The following is an 18,195-nucleotide window of genomic DNA, read 5'->3' on the forward strand; positions in this document are numbered from 1 at the left end:
GATCCTTAAAACGCGTACTTGACGCTGGCCTTCACGGCGCGCCCCGTGATCGAGCGGGCGGCGTGGCCGTCGCCTTCGATCTCGGTATAGCCGATGCGGTTGAACAGGTTGTTGGCGTTCAGGGACAGCTGCACCTTCGGCGTCAGCTGGTAATTCAGGAACGCATGCACGACGGTGTAGCCGGGCAGGACCAGCGTATTGGCATCGTCGCCCCAGCTTTTACCGGTGCCGACGACGGCCAGGCCGAAGTTGGCCGCGCCCAGGTCGTAGCTCGGCGTGAGCTGGTACACGGCGTGCGCCTGGCGGCGCGGCGTGTGGCCGATCGTGGCTTCGCCGCCCGGTGCCGTCGCGGTGATCTTCGCATTGGTCAAGGTGAGGCCGCCCGTGACGCGGAAGTCGCCCACGCGATAGGCCGCTTCCAGTTCGGCGCCTTTCGCGTCGTAGCTGTTCGCGGTCGACAGCTGCGTCGTCGCTTCGTAGTTGCTTTCGCGGGTCTTCGCATGGAACAGCGTCAGGAACGTGGACAGGCCGCCGCTGCGCCATTTCACGCCGCCTTCCAGCTGTTTCACCGTGTTGATGCTGATCGGCGCGCTGCCGTCCAGCGGGGTGCCGAACAGGATGCGGTCGGCGTTGAACGCCACGCCTTCGCTCGTGCGGGCGAACAGTGCCAGCGACGGTGTGATTCTCCAGTTGCCGCCCACCGAATACGACGTGTGGCCGATGTCGTAGTCGACGCGCTGCACGGTACCCGGCAGGTAGCTGGCGGCATTGGTGGCGATGTTGGCGCTGCCGCCGGCGTGCTGGCGGTCGCGGCGCACGCTGGCGTCCACGTTGACGGTGCCCTGCTCCCAGCCGATGTTCGCGTACGGCGAGTTGGTGCGGTATTCGACGTCCACCGCGCGCGAGCAGCAGGCGCCGAATGCCGGGCCGACGTAGCCCGGCGTGCTGCTTGCCGTCTTCAGCAGCGCGGGATCGTCTCCGGTCGCCTGCATCAGGTACTGGTTGAAGTTCCACGTCAGGCCCAGCTTCTGCAGCGACGAGTACCAGCCGGCTGTCACGTTCAGCTTCGCGCCGTCGATCTTGAACGTCTTGGTCAGGCGCGCATCGTTCAGCGTGTTGCCCGCGTCGTCGATCGACGTGTTGAAGACGACGGCGTTGAACGCGCGGCCGTTGTAGGCCTGGCCGGCGTCGGGGCCCGTCGCGAAGGTATAGTTGCCCACCGTGCCGCTGTCGGCCGGGAACACGCCCACGAAGCGGCCGCTGTTGGACGCCTTGCGGAACTTGTCCGTCACGGTCCAGCCGTTGCCCAGGTCGAACGCGCCTTCCAGGCCGATCGCATTGCTCTTCACGGACAGGCCGTCGTTGACGTCGCTCGCAACGTGGCCGTTGCCCTTGGTGAGCGAGACGTCCTGCACCCAGTACGGCGAATAGAACGACGCGTAGCGCGGGTCGATGCCGGCGATTTCGGAGATGTGGCCGTTGCCCACGAGGACCGGCACGGGCAGCGCCGTCGGGCTCTGGTCGTCGAGGTGCTTGAGCGAGACGCGCACGTAGCCGCCGTCGAAGTCGTGCGTGAAGTTCGCGCGCAGCTGGCCGCCCCGCTCGTCCTTGCCGGCCGCGTTGCGGATGCCTTCGCCGCGGCGGTAGAAGCCGCCGACGAAGAAGCGGTCGCGCTCCGAGACCGGCGCGCCGTAGTCGAAGTCGACGCGCGTGCTGTCGTAATCGAGACCGCGCGTGAGACCGATGCTGCCGCCCTGCTGCGCACCGTTCTTGGAGATGAAGTTGATGATGCCGCCGGGCGAGTTGGTGGCGAGCGTCGAGGCCGAGCCGCCGCGCACGGCTTCGACGTGGTCGAGGGTGCCGTCGATCTTGATGTAGCTGTCGGGGGTGATGAAGTTGAAGTCGCCGAACTGCAGCACCGGCAAGCCGTCTTCCTGCATCTGCACGTAGCGCGCGCCGCCCGCGGAGATGGGCACGCCGCGCACGGTGATGTTGGCATTGCCTTCGCCGCCCGACGACTCCGAGCGCACGCCCGGGATCGAACGCAGCACTTCGGCGGCGCTGGTCGGCGCGAGGTTCTGGATGGCGTCCGCTTCCAGCGTGCTGACCGAGACGCTCGACTTCATCTTGCTCGAACCGATCGGTGTGCCGGTGACGACGACGCGCTCCATCTTCAGGCCATCGGTCGACGACGCCGGCGCGGCGGCTTCCTGTGCGGACGCGGCACCCAGGTGCAGCAAAGCCAGCGCCACGGCACGCGCCGTGTGCTTCATGCGAACTTCCATGTCTCCTCCGTTTGTATTCGATTTGTTGGCACCTTGTCAGGCACGTGGCCATTATTTCCCTATTTTTGGAAAAATGCAAACGATTGCAATAACGTTGCAAAAACGCTGCAACCGGCTAGCCATGCGCGATTCTCTCACTTCGGAGGAAAAAAATCGTCGCAATTGCAAACGTTTGCAAATTAATGTGCAACGAGGGCGGAATGGCAACGCCCGGTCAGGCGCTGGCGCGGACGATCAGTTCGGTGGGAAGCTGGACGGAGGGTGCGCCGCGGCCGTCGACGAGGACGAGCAGCGCATCGACGAGCGCGCGCGCGGCCACGTCGCGCGGCTGGGCGACGGTGGTGAGCGGCGGGTGGAAGTAGCTCGATAATTCGATGTCGTCGTAGCCGACGACGGCCACGTCGGCCGGGATGTCTTTCCCCTGCGCGCGCATGGCGTGGATGGATTTCATCGCGAGCAGGTCGCTGCTGGCGAACAGGGCATCGTACGCGACGCCGCGCCGGGCCAGCTCCGCGACGGACTGGCCGCCGCTCTCGGGCAGGAACGACGATGCCACGTGCAGTTGCGGATCGGGAGACAGGCCGTGCGCGGCCAGCGCTTCGACGTACCCGCGGTAGCGCTGCTCGACTTCGGGCAGGCTCGTGTCGCCGAAGAAGGCGATGCGGCGCCGGCCCTGCGCCAGCAGGCGTTCCGTCGCGAGGCGGCCGCCCGTGACGTTGTCGCCGCCGACCGTCGTGTACAACTGCTGCGGCAGCTGCGCGCCCCAGACGACGAACGGCACGCCGCGCGCGGCCATCTTGTTGAGTTCAGCGTGGTGGCGGCCCTGGCCGATCAGGATCACGCCGATGGCGCGGCCGCCGTCGAACGGGGCGGCGGCGGCGTCGACCTGGTCGGCATCGACGCGCGAGACGAGGATGTCGAAGCCCTGGTCGCTGAGCGCGTCCGCGAGGCTGCCGAGCATGGACAGGAAGAACGGGTCGGACAGCTGCTGGCGCGTGGCCTGCTCGATCGGAATCACGACGGCCACCGTGCGGTTCTGCTGCAGCCGCAGGTTTTGCGCGCCGATGTTGATCGTGTAGTTCAGCGAGCGCGCGAGGTCGAGGATGCGGTCGCGCGTTTCCTGGTTGACGAGGGGGCTGTGGCTGAGCGCACGCGAGACGGTCGACGTCGACACGCCCGCGAGGCGTGCGATGTCGGCCATTTGCAACCGCCGGGACGACGTCGTCATTGGGCGACGGTCAGTGGGTGCGCGGGACGGTGTCCTTGAACGACGGCCGTTCCGACAGCTTGTCGAACAGGCGCGCCAGGTTCGGATACGCGCTGCGCCAGTCGATGTCCGGGAAGCGGAACGACAGCCAGCCGAGCGTGCAGCCGACGGCGACGTCGGCCAGCGTGTAATGGATCCCCATGCAGAACGGCTGCTCGCCGAGGTTCTCGGCCATCACGGCAAGACCGCCGTGCACCTTGCCCATCTGGCGGTCGAACCAGGCCTGGCTCTGCTGCTCGCCCGGGCGCCACGTGCGCTCCAGGTAGGCCAGCACGGCCGCGTCCAGCACGCCGTCCGCGAGCGCTTCCCACACCTTGACGTTGGCGCGGTCGCGGCTGTTCGCGGGCAGCAGCTTGCACACGGGCGTCAGCGTGTCGAGGTATTCCGCGATCACGCGCGAGTCGTACATCGTGCTGCCGTCTTCCATCACGAGGCACGGCACCTTGCCCAGCGGGTTCGACGCAACGATCTTCGTTTCCGGCGCCCAGACGTTTTCCAGCTCGAACTGATAGTCGAGCTTTTTCTCTGCCAGGACGACACGCGCCTTGCGCACGTAGGCACTGGTGAAGGAACCGATGAGTTTCATAGATGCTCAGTCATGTGGATTGGCAGACAGTATAACATCGGCCTATCGCCCGCCAAACGCCAGCGAAACGCCCGCAACGGTGGCCAAATGAGACTTGACAAAGCGGCCAACCCCAGCCTGCCGATGGTAGAATCGCGTTTTTGCACTCACCGCCTCCCTCCTCCCATGACCTCTACCGCATCCTCCTCGACCCTGTCGGCCCTGTCCCCGCTGGACGGCCGCTACGCCGCCAAGACCGACAAGCTGCGCCCGATCCTGTCGGAAGCCGGCTTCATGCACCACCGCGTGAAAGTGGAGATCGCCTGGCTGCAGGCGCTGTCGCAGGCCGGCTTCGCCGAACTGAAACCGTTCTCCGCCGACGCATCCGCCCTGCTGGACAAGCTGGCCGCCGACTTCTCCGACGCGGACGCCGCCCGCATCAAGGACATCGAGGCCGTCACGAACCACGACGTGAAAGCCGTCGAGTACTGGCTGAAGGAACAAGTGAAGGACGTGCCGGAACTGGTCGCCGCTTCCGAATTCATCCACTTCGCATGCACGTCGGAAGACATCAACAACACGTCGCACGGCATGATGCTGAAGGCTGCGCGTGACGGCGTGCTGCTGCCGTCGCTGCAGGCCGTCATCGCCAGGCTGACCGAGATCGCCCACACGAACGCCGACCTGCCGATGCTGTCGCGCACGCACGGCCAGACCGCGAGCCCGACCACGCTCGGCAAGGAATTCGCGAACGTCGTCGCCCGCCTGCAACGCGCCGTGAAACGCATCGCGGACGTGGAAATCCTCGGCAAGATGAACGGCGCCGTCGGCAACTACAACGCGCACCTGTCCGCGTATCCGGGCTTCGACTGGCCGGCGTTCTCGAAGAACGTCATCGAACAGCGCCTGGGCCTGACGTTCAACCCGTACACCATCCAGATCGAACCGCACGACTACATGGCCGAGCTGTTCGACGCGATCTCGCGCACGAACACGATCCTGCTCGACCTGAACCGCGACATCTGGACGTACGTGTCGCTCGGCTACTTCAAGCAGAAGCTGAAGGCCGGCGAGATCGGTTCGTCGACCATGCCGCACAAAGTGAACCCGATCGACTTCGAGAACTCGGAAGGCAACCTGGGCCTGGCCAACGCCGTGCTGCGCCACATGGCCGACAAGCTGCCGGTCTCGCGCATGCAGCGCGACCTGACCGACTCCACGGTCCTGCGCAATATCGGCGTCGGCTTCGGCTACGCGCTGCTCGCATACGACAGCTGCCTGCGCGGCCTGAACAAGCTGGAAGTGAACCCGGCGCGCCTGGAGCAGGACCTGGACGCGAACTGGGAAGTGCTGGCCGAGCCGGTGCAGACCGTGATGCGCCGCTACGGCATCGAGAACCCGTACGAGCAACTGAAGGAACTCACGCGCGGCAAGGGCATCACGCGCGACGCGCTGCAGGAATTCATCGGCAAGCTGGCGATCCCGCAGGATGCCAAGGACCTGCTGCTGGCCATGACGCCGGCGAATTACACCGGCCTGGCGGCGCAGCTGGCGAAGGCCATCTAAGTCTCCCGCGGATAGCGCCGCGAAAACTGATACGTCGCCCCCGCGCAGGCGGGGGCCCAAGTTCTGTATGCGTCTCGACAGCTCGTACAAAATTGGGTTCCCGCCTGCGCGGGAACGACGGGCTTATCTCTCCCACGTGAATTTCACGCCCACCGTCCTTGGCACCTCGGTCCGCACGGACGCCACGCCATATTCCGCATGGCCGCCGTTCAAATTGGTCCCGATCACCGACAACTCCATCCCCGGCGCAAAACGCCAGCCGAAGCGGGCATCGACGGCCCAGTAAGCCGGCACGTTCGGCAATCCCAGCGCGCCGTTGCGGCGCACGGCCAGTTCCAGTTCGCGCGCCGCGTCGATCGCGTGGCTGGAACGCAGCTGGGCCGTGCAGGCCGGATCGCGGCCCGTCGTCATCAGGCTGCCCTCGTCGCGGCTGCCCGGCTTCAACGCGAATTGCTCGTGCAGCAGCGTCGCACCGGCCGACAGGCGCCACGCCTGCGTCATCTGCACATTGCCCCACGCCTCCAGGCCGCGCGCCTGGCCTGCCATCAGGTTGCCGAACACGATCTGCCCGGCAGGCGTGACGTCCTGCGTGCGCAAATGGTCGTACAGGTTGCGGAACGCCGTCACGGAATACGACACGATCTGCCCCGCCTGGCCGCGGTAGCCCAGTTCGAGCACGCGCGCGGTCTCCGTCCGCACGCCCCGGCCACCCGCCAGCAGGTAGGGCGGCGCACCGGGCACGTACGCGTCCACGTCCAGCCGCGACGGCGCGCGCACGGTGCGCGACACGGCCGCCCAGAACGCGTGCATCGGCGTGGCGCGCCAGGACAGGCGCACGTTCGGCAGGAATTCCGTGCCCGTGTACGGATTGCGCTCCCAGCGCACGCCGGCCGTGGCCCTCAGGTCGTCGCGCAGGGCCACCTCGTCCTGGGCGAACAGGCTGGCCCAGGTCTGCGTGTCGCGCGCGGGCAGGAACGCGACAAAGCGGCTGTTGTCGACGCGGTCCCGGCTGGTGCGGTATTCGCCGCCCCACACGATGCTGTGCCGGCCGTGCGCGGGCAGCGCGTGCTGCAGTTGCAGGTCGAGGATGCCGACGGCGTCCGTGAACGTGGGCGGCACCTTGCGGTAGCGGTAATCGTAATACGCCTGCGCGGTCACGCTGCCGCCGCCGTCGAGCACATGTTCCCAGCGTCCCGTGACGTTCGCGCCGTGCAGCCGGATGTCGTCCAGGCCCGTGCCGGCGCCCGGCGCCGCGATGACGCCGGGCGCCGGCTGGCCCTCGCGTCCGCGCCAGGCATTGGCGTTGACGCTGAACCGCTCCGCGCCCCGTTCCCAGTCGCCGCGCCAGCCGACCTGGCCCTGCGTCCAGTCGTCGTCGATCGCGCGGCCGGAGGCGAGTTCGCTGTGCCCCAGTCCGAATGCCTTGCCGTAGGCGCGCCAGTGGCCGCTATCCATCGCGCCGCCGTGGCGGAACGCGGCCAGGGCGCCGTCGACGTCGGCGCGCAGCACGAGCAAATCTCCCTGGGTGTCGCGCGCGTGGCGGGTCGTGATGTTGATGACGCCGTTGACGGCATTCACGCCCCATAACGTGCCGCCGGGGCCGCTGATCACTTCGATGCGCTCGACGTCTTCCAGCATCACGTCCGGCTCGTCCCAGAACATGCCGGAGAACAGCGGCGAATACACCGAGCGGCCGTCGATCATCACGAGCAGCTTGTTGGCCGGGCTGTTGCTCGTGCCGTTCATGCCGCGCGCGGAGATGAAATAATTCGCGTTGCTGCCGCGCGCGACCTGCAGGTTCGGCGCGAGGTTCAGCGCCTCGGCGAGGTTGCGGGCGCCCGAACGGCGGATGTCGTCCGCCGTGATCACGTACACGGAGGCCGGCGCGTCCTGCAGGCGTTCGGGCCGGCGCGAGACGGACGTGACGTCGATGTTGGCCAGTTCTTCGATCGACAGGTCGGCGAACTCGGCGCGACGCGCCGCTTCCTCGGCATGCGCCGGCAAGGCCAGCATCAGCGCCGCCACTAACAGGGGCAGACCGGGCGTGTGGGTCATTATGTTTTATAAATCCATTTTTTTAACATTTTACCTTCACGCATGCGCGGCCCAGTGCACACATGGGCAGACATGGCATATGCGCCACGGATTATCCCACTGGCTGAACAAAGTTATCCGTATGGATAGCTTCCGCGCAATATTTGGAACCGTTAAAGTATCCCTATTGCAAATCCACAGCTACCCGCAACTCATGCTAGTGTGCTGGGTAGTTTGGTAATATTTAGTTCTAATTCGTACTAATTCATCGGAGACCGTCATGCAGCGCTACACCACGACCGCCATCGTGCTTCACTGGCTGATCGCCGTGCTGATCATCGGTGCGTTCACGCTGGGTCTCGTGATGACGGACATTCCCGGCATCTCGCCCACCAAGCTGAAGTATTTTTCGTGGCATAAATGGGCCGGCGTGACCGTGCTGCTGCTCGCCACGATCCGCCTGCTGTGGCGCCTGAAGAACCGCCCGCCGGCGCTGCCCGACTCGATGCCCGCGTGGCAGCGCGGCGCCGCCCACGGCCTGCATCATCTGCTGTACGTGCTGATCTTCGCCGTGCCGCTGTCCGGCTATTTCTACACCTTGGCGGCCGGCTTCCCGGTCGTCTGGTTCGGCCTGTTCCAGCTGCCGGTGTTCATCGCCAAGAATCCGGCGCTGGCCGACACGCTGAAGCCGATCCACTACTGGCTGAACATGGTCATGGCCGGCCTCGTCGGCCTGCACGTGGTCGCCGCCCTGAAGCACCAATTCGTCGACCGCGACGGCACCCTCGGACGCATGCTGCCCGGCCGTTCCCACTGAAGGAGAAAATCATGAAATTCACCCGTGGCGGCCTCGCTGCCGTATTGGCCGGCGTGACGCTGATCGCCAGCGCCGTCCCCCTGAAAACGGATGTCGCACACAGCAGCGTCTCGGCCGTGTTCAAGCAGATGAACGTGCCGGTCGAATCGAAATTCAAGAGCTTCAACGCGCAGATCGACTACGACGCGGCGCACCCGGAAAAAGCGACGGCGCGCGTGGACATCGACACGGCCAGCTTCGACATCGGCGAGGCCGAGTACAACAAGGAAGTGGCCGGCAAGGACTGGTTCAACTCGGCCAAGTTTCCGAAGGCAACCTTTGTCTCGTCCGCCATCAAGCCGGCCGGCGCGGGCAAGCTCGCCGTCTCGGGCAAGCTGACCATCAAGGGCCGGGTCCAGGACGTGACCTTCCCGGTCACCATCAAGCCGGAAGGCGGCAAACAGGTTTTCGAAGGGCAACTGCCGATCAAGCGGCTGGCCTTCAACATCGGCGAAGGCGAGTGGAAGGACACGAGCATGGTCGCCGACGAAGTCGTCATCAAATTCCGCGTCGCAGCGGGACAATAAACATCATCAATCGTTAAAGGATCGTCTTACATGAAATTCAAGCACCTCGCCCTCCTGGCCGTCGCCTTCGCTTCCAGCGCCGCCTTCGCCGCCGACACCTACAAGATCGATTCGAACCACACCTACCCGAGCTTCGAGGCCGACCACTTCGGCGGCCTGTCGAACTGGCGCGGCAAGTTCGACAAGACGGAAGGCAGCATCGTCGTCGACCGCGCGGCCAAGACGGGCACCGTCGACATCACCATCGACGCGAACAGCCTGGACTTCGGCCACGCCAAGATGAACGAGCACGCCAAGGGTCCGGACATGTTCGACGTGGCCAAGTACCCGAACGCCACCTACAAGGGCAAGATCGTGTTCAAGGGCGACGCACCGTCCACCGTCGACGGCGAACTGACCCTGCACGGCGTGACCAAGCCGGTCACCCTGCACATCAATTCGTTCAAGTGCATCCAGCACCCGATGCTGAAGCGCGAAGTGTGCGGCGCCGATGCGTCGGCCACGTTCAACCGTGCCGATTTCGGCGTGGACTACGGCGTCAAGATGGGCTTCAAGCCGGAAGTCAAGCTGGCGATCCAGGTCGAAGCCGTCAAGCAGTAATCTGGCCGTACCCAAACGAAAAAGCCCCGCGGCCGAGCTGGCCGCGGGGCTTTTTCATTGACGCGATCGATCAGCGGCCGTCGCGGTCCGAATCACCGGGAATGGCACGCTCCACGCGATCCCACGCGGCGCGGCTGGCCGACTTGGCCTGCTCCCACGACAGGCGCGAATGGCCCTTCACGCGATCCCACTCGTCGGCCATGTGCGGCTCGGCCAGGTCGTAGGACGGGAAGCGGCGGGCATTGTTGTAGCCCAGCGCATACGCCGGCGAATAATCGTCGTACGTGTAGCCCGTGGCGTAGTACGGCTGCGTTTGGTAGTTCGAGCGCCAGTACGCATCCTCTACCGTCGGATTCACGAGGTGGCCGGCGCCCTTGCCGACCATGCCGCCGGCGATGCCGCCGATGGCTGCACCTGCCGCCATGCCGACCGGGCCGCCCACGGCGCCGATTGCCGCACCGGCTGCAGCACCGCCACCCGCACCGACGCCGCCGGCCAGGTTGTGCTCATGCAGGTCGTCGCCCGGTTTCGGGTTCACGACTTCGCCCGCGCCCTTGCCGGCCATGCCGCCCGCGATACCGCCGATGGCTGCGCCCGCGACAGTGCCGATCGGACCGGCCGCGCTGCCCACGGCGGCACCGGTCAGTGCGCCCGCACCGGCACCGGTGCCCTGGGCCAGGTTGTGTTCATGCAGGCGGTCTTCCGAATGCGGATTCACCACTTCGCCCGCACCGCGGCCCGCTGCGCCGCCGGCCAGGCCGCCGATCGCGGCACCGGCCAGGGCACCGACCGGACCTGCCACGGAGCCCGCAGCCGCGCCCATTGCGGCGCCGGCGCCGGCGCCCGTGCCCTTGGCCAGGTAGTGTTCGCCCAGGTCGTCGCCCGATTTCGGGTTGACGACTTCGCCCACGCCCTTGCCGGCCATGCCGCCGGCGATGCCGCCGATCGCGGCACCTGCCGCCATGCCGATCGGACCGCCGGCCGCGCCCAGTGCGGCGCCGGTGGCGGCACCCGCGGCTGCGCCGATGCCGGTGCCGATCACGTGCGAGCCGCCGTTATCGGTGAAGGTCTGGTTCAGGTAGGCAACGTCCTCGTCCGAACGCGGCGTCACGCCCATCACGATGCCGCCGTTGTTGATGCCTTCCTCGTAGTGCTTGACGCGTTCTTCCGGGATGCCGGCACCGATCAGCGCGCCGATCAGGCCGCCGGTGATGCCGCCCGCGCCTGCGCCGGCCAGTGCCGCTGCCAGCGGACCGGCGACGACGAGGCCTGCGCCCGGGATCACGAGCGAGGTGCCGATGGCGGCCACGCCGGCCAGCACGGCGCCGATGGTGCCGCCGATACCTGCACCGGCAGCGGCGCCTTCCGCGGCCTTGCTGCCCAGCTCAGTCTCGGTGTCGGAGAAATGGGTCTTGCGGGTCGTGTCCGACATCATCAGGTTGACGTCGTCCTTCGTATAGCCGCGGGTGGAGATGGCGCCGTAGGCGCGCTCCGCGCTGGCGCGGTCGGGGAACAGCCCGGTCACCATGCGGTTCTGCTTGTTCTGCTCGTTCGTGCTGTTGTCGAAAATAGCCATGATGAAATCCTTTCAGTAATCGAAGCGGTCCGGGGTGTAGTGTTCACTTGGTGCAAAGTGGCTTAAACGATATGCCTGCCGAGCAAGGCGCTTCTGTTCGGTGACGCACCGTGTTGGGGACATTCCGCACAACAAGAGAACGTCGCCGCAGTTTGCGCGTCTAACGTTCGGCAACGCACCGACCCGGTACCGTGTGCATCAATAGACTTTGCACATGGCCTCGGCATTCAATTGGCCTGGAGTATGTTTTTTCCAACTTGAGGAGGACTCAACATGTTATTCATTATCTGGATCGTTGTTGGTGGTGTGCTCGGCTGGCTCGCCAGCATGATCATGAAGACGGATGCTGAGCAAGGCATGATTCTCAATGTCGTGGTCGGTATCGTGGGAGCCTTCCTGGGTGGCTGGCTGCTGTCCCCGCTGTTCGGTAGTGGCACCATCAACTCCGATGACTTCAGTGTGTCGTCGCTGCTGGTCTCGTTCCTGGGCGCTGTGATCCTGCTCGCAATCGTGAATCTGCTGCGTCGCGGCCGCGTCCGCTAAGCAGGTGCAAGCCCCGCTTTGAAAACCAACGTCGGCTGGCGTTGGTTTTTTTACGTCTTAAAGTCGAACTCATGCGTATCAAACGTCCCATGGTCGTCCTCATCACCTGCATCGCCACGCTCGTGGCAGGCTTGCTCGTGCTGAACTTTGCACCCGGCGAAAAAAAGATCGACACGCAGCTCACGCGCCTGTACGACACGGACGATCCGCAATTCCGCCGCTCGCTGGGCGTGCTGCTGGGCCCGCCCATCATCGAGGGCAACAAGGCCGAAGTGCTGCTCAACGGCGACAAGATTTTTCCCGCCATGCTGGACGCAATCCGCTCGGCGCAAAAGTCCATCAGCTTCGAAACCTATATCTACTGGGAAGGCACGATCGGCCGCGAATTCACGGACGCGCTGTCGGAACGGGCGCGCGCCGGCGTCAAGGTGCACGTGCTGCTCGACTGGATCGGCAGCATGAAGATCGACGACAAGTCGCTCGACGAGATGCGCCGCGCCGGCGTCGAAGTGCACCGCTACCACAAGCCCGTCTGGTGGAAACTCGCGCGCCTGAACAACCGCACGCACCGCAAACTCCTGATCGTCGACGGCAAGGTCGGCTTCACGGGCGGCGTCGGCATCGCGGACAAATGGCGCGGCCACGCCCAGGATCCCGAGCATTGGCGCGATTCGCATTTCCGCGTGGAAGGCCCGGTCGTCGGCCAGATGCAGGCCGTGTTCAACGACAACTGGACCAAGGCGACGGGCGCCGTCCTCGACGGGCCTGCCTACTTCCCGGCCCTCGTCGCGCAGGGCGACATGCCCGCGCAGATGTTCTCCAGCTCGCCCACGGGCGGCAGCGAGAGCATGCACCTGATGTACCTGCTGGCCATCACGGCGGCGCGCCACACGATTCACTTGTCGAACTCGTACTTCGTGCCGGACGAACTGGCCGTGAAGGCGCTCGTCGCGGCGGCGAAACGGGGCGTGGACGTGCGCATCATCACGCCGGGTCCCATCATCGATTCCGACATCGTGCGCGCCGCCTCGCGCGAGCGCTGGGGCGAATTGCTGGAAGCCGGCATCAAGATGGCCGAGTACCAGCCGACGATGTACCACGTGAAGGCACTGGTCGTCGATTCGCTGCTCGTCTCGGTCGGCTCCACCAATTTCGACAACCGCTCGTTCATCCTCAACGACGAGGCCAACCTGAACGTGCTCGATCCTGACTTTGCCAAGCAACAAGAAGCTGTCTTCGAAGACGACTGGAAACACGCGCGCCCCATCACCTTGCAGGCGTGGCAAAACCGTCCATTCATAGAGAAAATCGGCGGCAAGCTGGCCGACCTGATCGGGGCGCAGCTATAAAGGACAAGCCATGAAACAAACCCTCATTGCGCTCGCGATTGTCGCCTCGTTCTCCGCACAGGCCGACGAGGGCATGTGGATGCCGCAGCAGCTGCCGCAAATCGCGCAGCAACTCAAGGCTGCCGGCCTCAAGCTCGACCCAAGCACCCTGACCCGGCTGACCGCGTTCCCGATGGGCGCCGTCGTGAGCCTGGGCGGCTGCTCGGCGTCGTTCGTGTCGCCGCAAGGCCTCGTGATCACGAACCACCACTGCGTGTACAACAGCGTGGCCGTGAACTCCACGCCGCAGCGCGACCTGCTCGCCGACGGCTTCCTCGCGAAGACGATGGCGGAGGAACTGCCCGCCGCGCCGGGCAGCCGCGTGTTCGTCACGGAGGAAGTCGCGAACGTCAGCACGCGCGTGATCACACCCGACGTCGCGGCACTGACGGGCAAGGCGCGCCTGGATGCGATGGAGAAGAACCAGAAAATACTCGTCGCCGAATGCGAGAAGGATGCCGGCTACCGCTGCACCGTCGCGAGCTTCTACGGCGGCCTCGAGTTCTACCGCATCAAGCAGCTCGAGATCCGCGACGTGCGCCTCGTGCACGCGCCGCCTGGCGGCATCGGCAAGTTCGGCGGCGACACGGACAACTGGATGTGGCCGCGCCACACGGGCGACTACGGCTTTTATCGCGCCTACGTCAGCCGCGACGGCAGGGCCGCGGACTACGCGAAGGACAACGTCCCGTACCGCCCGAAGCTGTGGCTCAGGATCGCGCAGGACGGCGTGAAGGAAGGCGATTTCGTCATGGCCCTCGGCTACCCGGGCCGCACGAACCGGCACCGCCTGCCGTCGGAAGTGGCGTTCACGTTCGACTGGAATTATCCGGCCTTCGTGAAGGCGTCGGGCGAGACGCTGGCCGTCATCGAACGCGAGACGAAGAACGACCCCGCCGCGCACCTGAAGTACGCGGGCCAGATCGCGAGCGTCAACAACTACTACAAGAACCGCAAGGGCATGATCGCCAGCTACGAAGGCAGCGACATCCTCGCGCGCAAGACGGCCGAGCACAATGCGCTGAAGGCCTGGGTCGCCGCGGACCCGCAGCGCAAGGCCGAATTCGGTGCGGACATCGAGGCGGTCGAAAAACTGATCGCCCGGCGCGACGCCGACTCGCGGCGCGAGTTCTTCCTCGGGTATTCGGTGCCGCGCTTCCTGAACTCGGCGCGCACCCTGTACCGTCTGGCGAACGAGCGCACGAAGCCGGACGTCGAGCGCAAGTCCGGCTACCAGGAACGCGACCTGCCGCGCCTGGCGTCCGTCATCGGCGGCCAGGACCGCACGTATGATGAAAAGGTCGACAAGGCCCTCGTGCTGAACTTCCTGAAGCAGTACAACGCGCAGCCGGCCGACCAGCACGACGCCGCCTTCGACGGCGCGCTGGGCATCGGGCCGGGCATGAGCGAGGCCGAGCTGAAAGCGGCACTGGACCGCATCTACGCGGGCTCGCACCTGCAGGACAAAGAGGTGCGCACGGCATGGCTGACGAAGACCCCGCAGGAATTCAGGGCCAGCAGCGACAGCTTCATCAAGGCCGCCGTCGCGATGTACGACGCCGACATGAAGCGCGAGGCGGAAGAGGACGAACTGGCGGGGCGCATCCAGAAGACCTACGCCAGCACCATGAAGGCGAAGATCGCGTACATGAACAGCAAGGGCCGCGCCGTGTACCCGGATGCGAACAGCACCCTGCGGGTCACGTACGGCAACGTCAAGGGCCGCGACTACGGCGCCGACGGCACCGGCTCATGGACCGCGTTCACGACCGTGAAGGGCGTCGTCGCCAAGCACACGGGCGAAGGCGAGTTCAATGCACCGGCGCGCCAGCTGGCCGCCATCCGCGCGAAGGACTTCGGCCGCTGGGCCGATCCGAAGCTGAAGACGGTGCCCGTCGACTTCCTCGCCACGCTGGACATCACGGGCGGCAATTCGGGCTCTGCGGCATTGAACGCGCGCGGCGAGCTGGTGGGCCTCGCGTTCGACGGCACGCTCGATTCGATCATCTCCGACTGGGATTTCGATCCGCGCGCCACGCGCGACATCCAGGTCGACGTCCGCTACATCCTGTGGAACATGGAGAAGGTCGACCATGCGGACAACCTTCTCAAGGAGATGGGCGTGCTGTGATCAGTCGGCCTTGGAGCGCTGCAGCGAGTTCTCGAGTTCCGCCATGCCGGACGGCAGATCCACGGTCGCGCCCAGGTCGCGCATCGTGCTGCCCAGCGCGTGCACCGTGCGGAACAGGTGATGCGCGCGGCACTGCTCGCCCATCTGCCCGATCCGGACGATCGGCAGGCCGAAGGAGCCCGATATCTCGACCTGGTAGCGGCTCGAGATCGTGGAGCAGACGGCCTGGTTGGTGATGCCCTCCGGCAGATTGATCCCGACCACCGAATTGAGCCGCGATTCCGCGGGCGCGAACAGGGACAGGCCCATCGCCTCGATGCTGTCCTGCAGCGCGGTCGAGCAGCGCAGGTGGCGGGCGAACCTGACGGGCAGCGTTTCCTCGCACACGAGGCGCAAGGCTTCGTGCAGCGCCAGCACGCCCGACACCGGCGCCGTGTAGTGGTACGACGCCTTGTGCCAGAAATTCTCGGCCAGCAGGGCGTCCAGGCACCAGTGCGTATTCGGCGTTGGCCGTTCGCGGATCCGGCTCCACGCGGCGTCGGAGAACGCGAGCAGCGAGACGCCCGGAATCGACGACAGCCCTTTCTGCCCGCCCGTGATCACGGCGTCGACCTGCCAGTCGTCCATCTCGAACGGCGTCGTGCTGAGCGTGCACACGGCATCGACGATGACGAGGCAGCCCCGCGCCTTCGCCAGCCGCGCGATGTTCTTCACGTCGTTGTTGAACGTGGTGTTGGACGTTTCGCCCTGGACGAGCGTCAGGCAGTGCGGCCGGTGTTCGTCCAGCAGCGCTTCCAGCCTTTCCAGCGACATCGAGTGCGGGAAGATCTCGTTCATCGTGACGACGTCGGCCCCCGCGCGGCGGCTCATTTCCGCCATGCGGCCGCTGAAGAAGCCATTGCAGATCGAGAGCACGCGCGTGCCGGGCCAGACCAGATTGCAGATCGCCATTTCCATCGCCGCCGATCCGGGACCGGCCACGCCCAGCACCCAGTTGGAGCGGGTCTGGAAGACGTATCTCGCCATGTCCTTGACCTGGGTGATGATCTTCGCCATGGTCTCGCCCAGGTGGTTGATGACCAGCGAATTCGCGCGGGCCACCGCGCTGGGAATCGGCACCGGGCCGGCGCCCATCATCAATAACGGATCGTCCGGCAGGATGGCGCTGAGATGGTCGACGTGGGGCGGGAGGATGTCGTTGCGGGATGGCTGGAGGTTGGAATGGTTCATGGTGGGCTCGATCGGTTGACAGTCGAACAAGTGTATCAAGTATTCCATCCGCGCCGTCTGCATCTCATACCGCGCAATGCGCAATCCATGCCATCGGGCCTGCCGGCCCGGAGCCGATTCCTTACACTGCCTGCACATCACCCATAAGGAGAATCGGTATGAAGCGGATCTGGATCTGGGCACTGCTCGCCGTCGCATGCGCGAACGTGCGCGCGCAGGACGACAACATTCAGGAAGTGCGGACGCAGGCATGGGCGCAAGCCCGCGCCATCGTGGCGGACCTCGATAAAATCGTCGCGCCGCACGGCGTGCAGGAATCGTACAAGACGCGCATCGGCGGCATCGACCAGTGGCTCACCGTGCGCGGCCAGGAGCGCGACAACCCGATGATCCTGTTCGTGCACGGCGGCCCCGCGTCGCCCGTCACGCCGACCCTGTGGCAGTTCGAACGCCCGCTCGAGGAATACTTCACCATCGCGAACTGGGACCAGCGCGGCGCCGGCAAGACGTACGGCGAGACAGATGCCGCGCTGGTCGCGGACACGATCCACATCGACCGCTACGTCGACGACGCCATCGAAGTGGCCGAGCACCTGCGCCGGCGCTACGGCAAGAAGAAGCTGGTCCTGATGGGCCACAGCTGGGGCACCATCGTGAGCATGAAGGCGGCGCTGAAGCGTCCGGACCTGTTTTATGCCTACGTCGGCATCGGCCAGGTGATCAGCGTGCGCGAGAACGAACGCATCAGCTTCGACTACGCGCTGGCACAGGCGAAGGCGCACAAGAACGAGGAAGCGCTGCGCGACCTGCAGTCGATCGCGCCCTACCCCGGCAACCAGCCGATCACGCGCGAACGCATCATCGTGGCGCGCAAATGGCCGCAGTACTACGGCGGATTGAGCGCCTACCGCAGCGAGTCGGCCTATTATTTCGACGGCCCGCGCCTGTCGCCCGAATACGATGCGCAGCAGGTGAAGGACATCGACCAGGGCAGCCTGCTCACGCTGGGCCGCATCCTGCCAGAGTTCGTGCAGGTGGATTTTTCGAACGTGAAAAGCTTCCCGATCCCGGTGGTGATGTTCCTGGGCCGGCACGATTACACGACGCCGACGGCACCGACGGAGGTGTGGCTCAAACAAGTGAAGGCGCCGTCGAAACAGGCGGTGTGGTTCGAGCGGTCGGCGCACATGGTGCCGTGGGAGGAGCCGGGCAAGACGCTCGTCAGCCTGCTGACGTACGTCCGGCCGCTCGCGCAGTAAAACTCAATGCATCATTTCGGTAGGCTGGACGCCCATTTTGGCACTCTGCCGGGATGACGCAGTGTCGACGGCCAGCTGCCACGCTGGCCGGCATTGCTGGCTGTCCCCGGCGAATACACGGTCAGTCCCGCAAGTTGGTCCCGGTACCGTGTCCGGAAATCGAACCGGACGTCGATGATGGCGATGCGATCGTCCTGCCGACCATGACGCATCGACTACCTTTCCTGAAGGCCAAACACGCTGGTTCCTGTACAGGCAACCGGTCAATATACGTCCGTCGTTCAATGGTCGTTGCCTGAACAGGTCGGCGCAAATGTCAAATCAGCCCTGTGACAAAGGACGCATTTTAGAGCCGTGATGCTCTGATA

Annotated in this window: 14 protein-coding genes; 8 read left to right on the top strand and 6 right to left on the bottom strand. The window is 65.5% G+C overall.

What is annotated here, in order from left to right; translation table 11 throughout:
• Positions 1 to 5: 5 nt before the first annotated feature.
• The 3 genes from QPK29_RS22110 to QPK29_RS22120 all read right to left on the bottom strand — a co-directional run bounded on the left by QPK29_RS22110 (position 6) and on the right by QPK29_RS22120 (position 4,138).
• On the bottom strand, positions 6 to 2,285 hold the full coding sequence (locus tag QPK29_RS22110) for a TonB-dependent receptor domain-containing protein (protein WP_371771342.1): 2,280 nt from the start codon (positions 2,283 to 2,285) through the stop codon (positions 6 to 8).
• A 214-nt stretch (positions 2,286 to 2,499) separates the two neighbouring features.
• Positions 2,500 to 3,486: a LacI family DNA-binding transcriptional regulator gene (locus tag QPK29_RS22115; RefSeq protein WP_082577462.1), complete on the bottom strand. Its 987-nt coding sequence runs from the start codon at positions 3,484 to 3,486 to the stop codon at positions 2,500 to 2,502.
• A 37-nt stretch (positions 3,487 to 3,523) separates the two neighbouring features.
• Positions 3,524 to 4,138, bottom strand: coding sequence for a glutathione S-transferase family protein (locus QPK29_RS22120; protein WP_160410668.1), 615 nt, complete (start codon positions 4,136 to 4,138; stop codon positions 3,524 to 3,526).
• A 165-nt stretch (positions 4,139 to 4,303) separates the two neighbouring features.
• Here QPK29_RS22120 and purB point away from each other — a divergent pair, with 165 nt between their 5' ends.
• Positions 4,304 to 5,683 (top strand): adenylosuccinate lyase, encoded by a 1,380-nt coding sequence (gene purB / locus QPK29_RS22125; RefSeq protein WP_156403889.1) that lies wholly within the window; start codon positions 4,304 to 4,306, stop codon positions 5,681 to 5,683.
• A 123-nt stretch (positions 5,684 to 5,806) separates the two neighbouring features.
• Here purB and QPK29_RS22130 read toward each other — a convergent pair whose 3' ends face one another.
• Positions 5,807 to 7,738, bottom strand: a complete 1,932-nt coding sequence (locus QPK29_RS22130) for a TonB-dependent receptor plug domain-containing protein (RefSeq protein WP_371771343.1) — start codon at positions 7,736 to 7,738, stop codon at positions 5,807 to 5,809.
• 259 nt (positions 7,739 to 7,997) lie between these two features.
• Between QPK29_RS22130 and QPK29_RS22135 the strand changes: the two genes are divergently transcribed.
• The 3 genes from QPK29_RS22135 to QPK29_RS22145 are packed head-to-tail and all read left to right on the top strand — an operon-like array spanning position 7,998 to position 9,700.
• A complete protein-coding gene (locus QPK29_RS22135) occupies positions 7,998 to 8,534 on the top strand; it encodes a cytochrome b (protein ID WP_160410669.1) in 537 nt (178 codons plus the stop codon).
• An 11-nt stretch (positions 8,535 to 8,545) separates the two neighbouring features.
• Positions 8,546 to 9,100: a YceI family protein gene (locus tag QPK29_RS22140; protein WP_160410670.1), complete on the top strand. Its 555-nt coding sequence runs from the start codon at positions 8,546 to 8,548 to the stop codon at positions 9,098 to 9,100.
• Between the two features lie 30 nt (positions 9,101 to 9,130).
• The gene (locus QPK29_RS22145; protein WP_056123841.1) at positions 9,131 to 9,700 is read left to right on the top strand and encodes a YceI family protein; all 570 of its coding nucleotides are present in this window, start codon (positions 9,131 to 9,133) and stop codon (positions 9,698 to 9,700) included.
• A gap of 70 nt (positions 9,701 to 9,770) precedes the next feature.
• Here QPK29_RS22145 and QPK29_RS22150 read toward each other — a convergent pair whose 3' ends face one another.
• The gene (locus tag QPK29_RS22150; RefSeq protein WP_267875377.1) at positions 9,771 to 11,276 is read right to left on the bottom strand and encodes a hypothetical protein; all 1,506 of its coding nucleotides are present in this window, start codon (positions 11,274 to 11,276) and stop codon (positions 9,771 to 9,773) included.
• Positions 11,277 to 11,549: 273 nt separating this feature from the next.
• Here QPK29_RS22150 and QPK29_RS22155 point away from each other — a divergent pair, with 273 nt between their 5' ends.
• The 3 genes from QPK29_RS22155 (at position 11,550) to QPK29_RS22165 (ending at position 15,338) form a co-directional block, all read left to right on the top strand.
• Entirely contained in the window at positions 11,550 to 11,819 is a 270-nt protein-coding gene (locus tag QPK29_RS22155) for a GlsB/YeaQ/YmgE family stress response membrane protein (RefSeq protein ID WP_056123834.1), read from the top strand.
• A 71-nt stretch (positions 11,820 to 11,890) separates the two neighbouring features.
• Entirely contained in the window at positions 11,891 to 13,168 is a 1,278-nt protein-coding gene (gene cls / locus QPK29_RS22160) for a cardiolipin synthase (RefSeq protein ID WP_371771344.1), read from the top strand.
• A gap of 10 nt (positions 13,169 to 13,178) precedes the next feature.
• The gene (locus QPK29_RS22165; protein ID WP_371771345.1) at positions 13,179 to 15,338 is read left to right on the top strand and encodes a S46 family peptidase; all 2,160 of its coding nucleotides are present in this window, start codon (positions 13,179 to 13,181) and stop codon (positions 15,336 to 15,338) included.
• Here QPK29_RS22165 and QPK29_RS22170 read toward each other — a convergent pair whose 3' ends face one another.
• Positions 15,339 to 16,568 (bottom strand): pyridoxal-phosphate-dependent aminotransferase family protein, encoded by a 1,230-nt coding sequence (locus tag QPK29_RS22170; RefSeq protein ID WP_371771346.1) that lies wholly within the window; start codon positions 16,566 to 16,568, stop codon positions 15,339 to 15,341.
• 158 nt (positions 16,569 to 16,726) lie between these two features.
• Here QPK29_RS22170 and QPK29_RS22175 point away from each other — a divergent pair, with 158 nt between their 5' ends.
• Complete coding sequence (locus QPK29_RS22175; RefSeq protein ID WP_371771347.1) at positions 16,727 to 17,827, top strand: alpha/beta hydrolase; 1,101 nt, start codon at positions 16,727 to 16,729, stop codon at positions 17,825 to 17,827.
• Positions 17,828 to 18,195 lie beyond the last annotated feature (368 nt).

The sequence above is a fragment of the Massilia orientalis genome (genome assembly GCF_030411975.2).
In the GTDB taxonomy this organism is placed as follows: domain Bacteria; phylum Pseudomonadota; class Gammaproteobacteria; order Burkholderiales; family Burkholderiaceae_D; genus Telluria; species Telluria orientalis.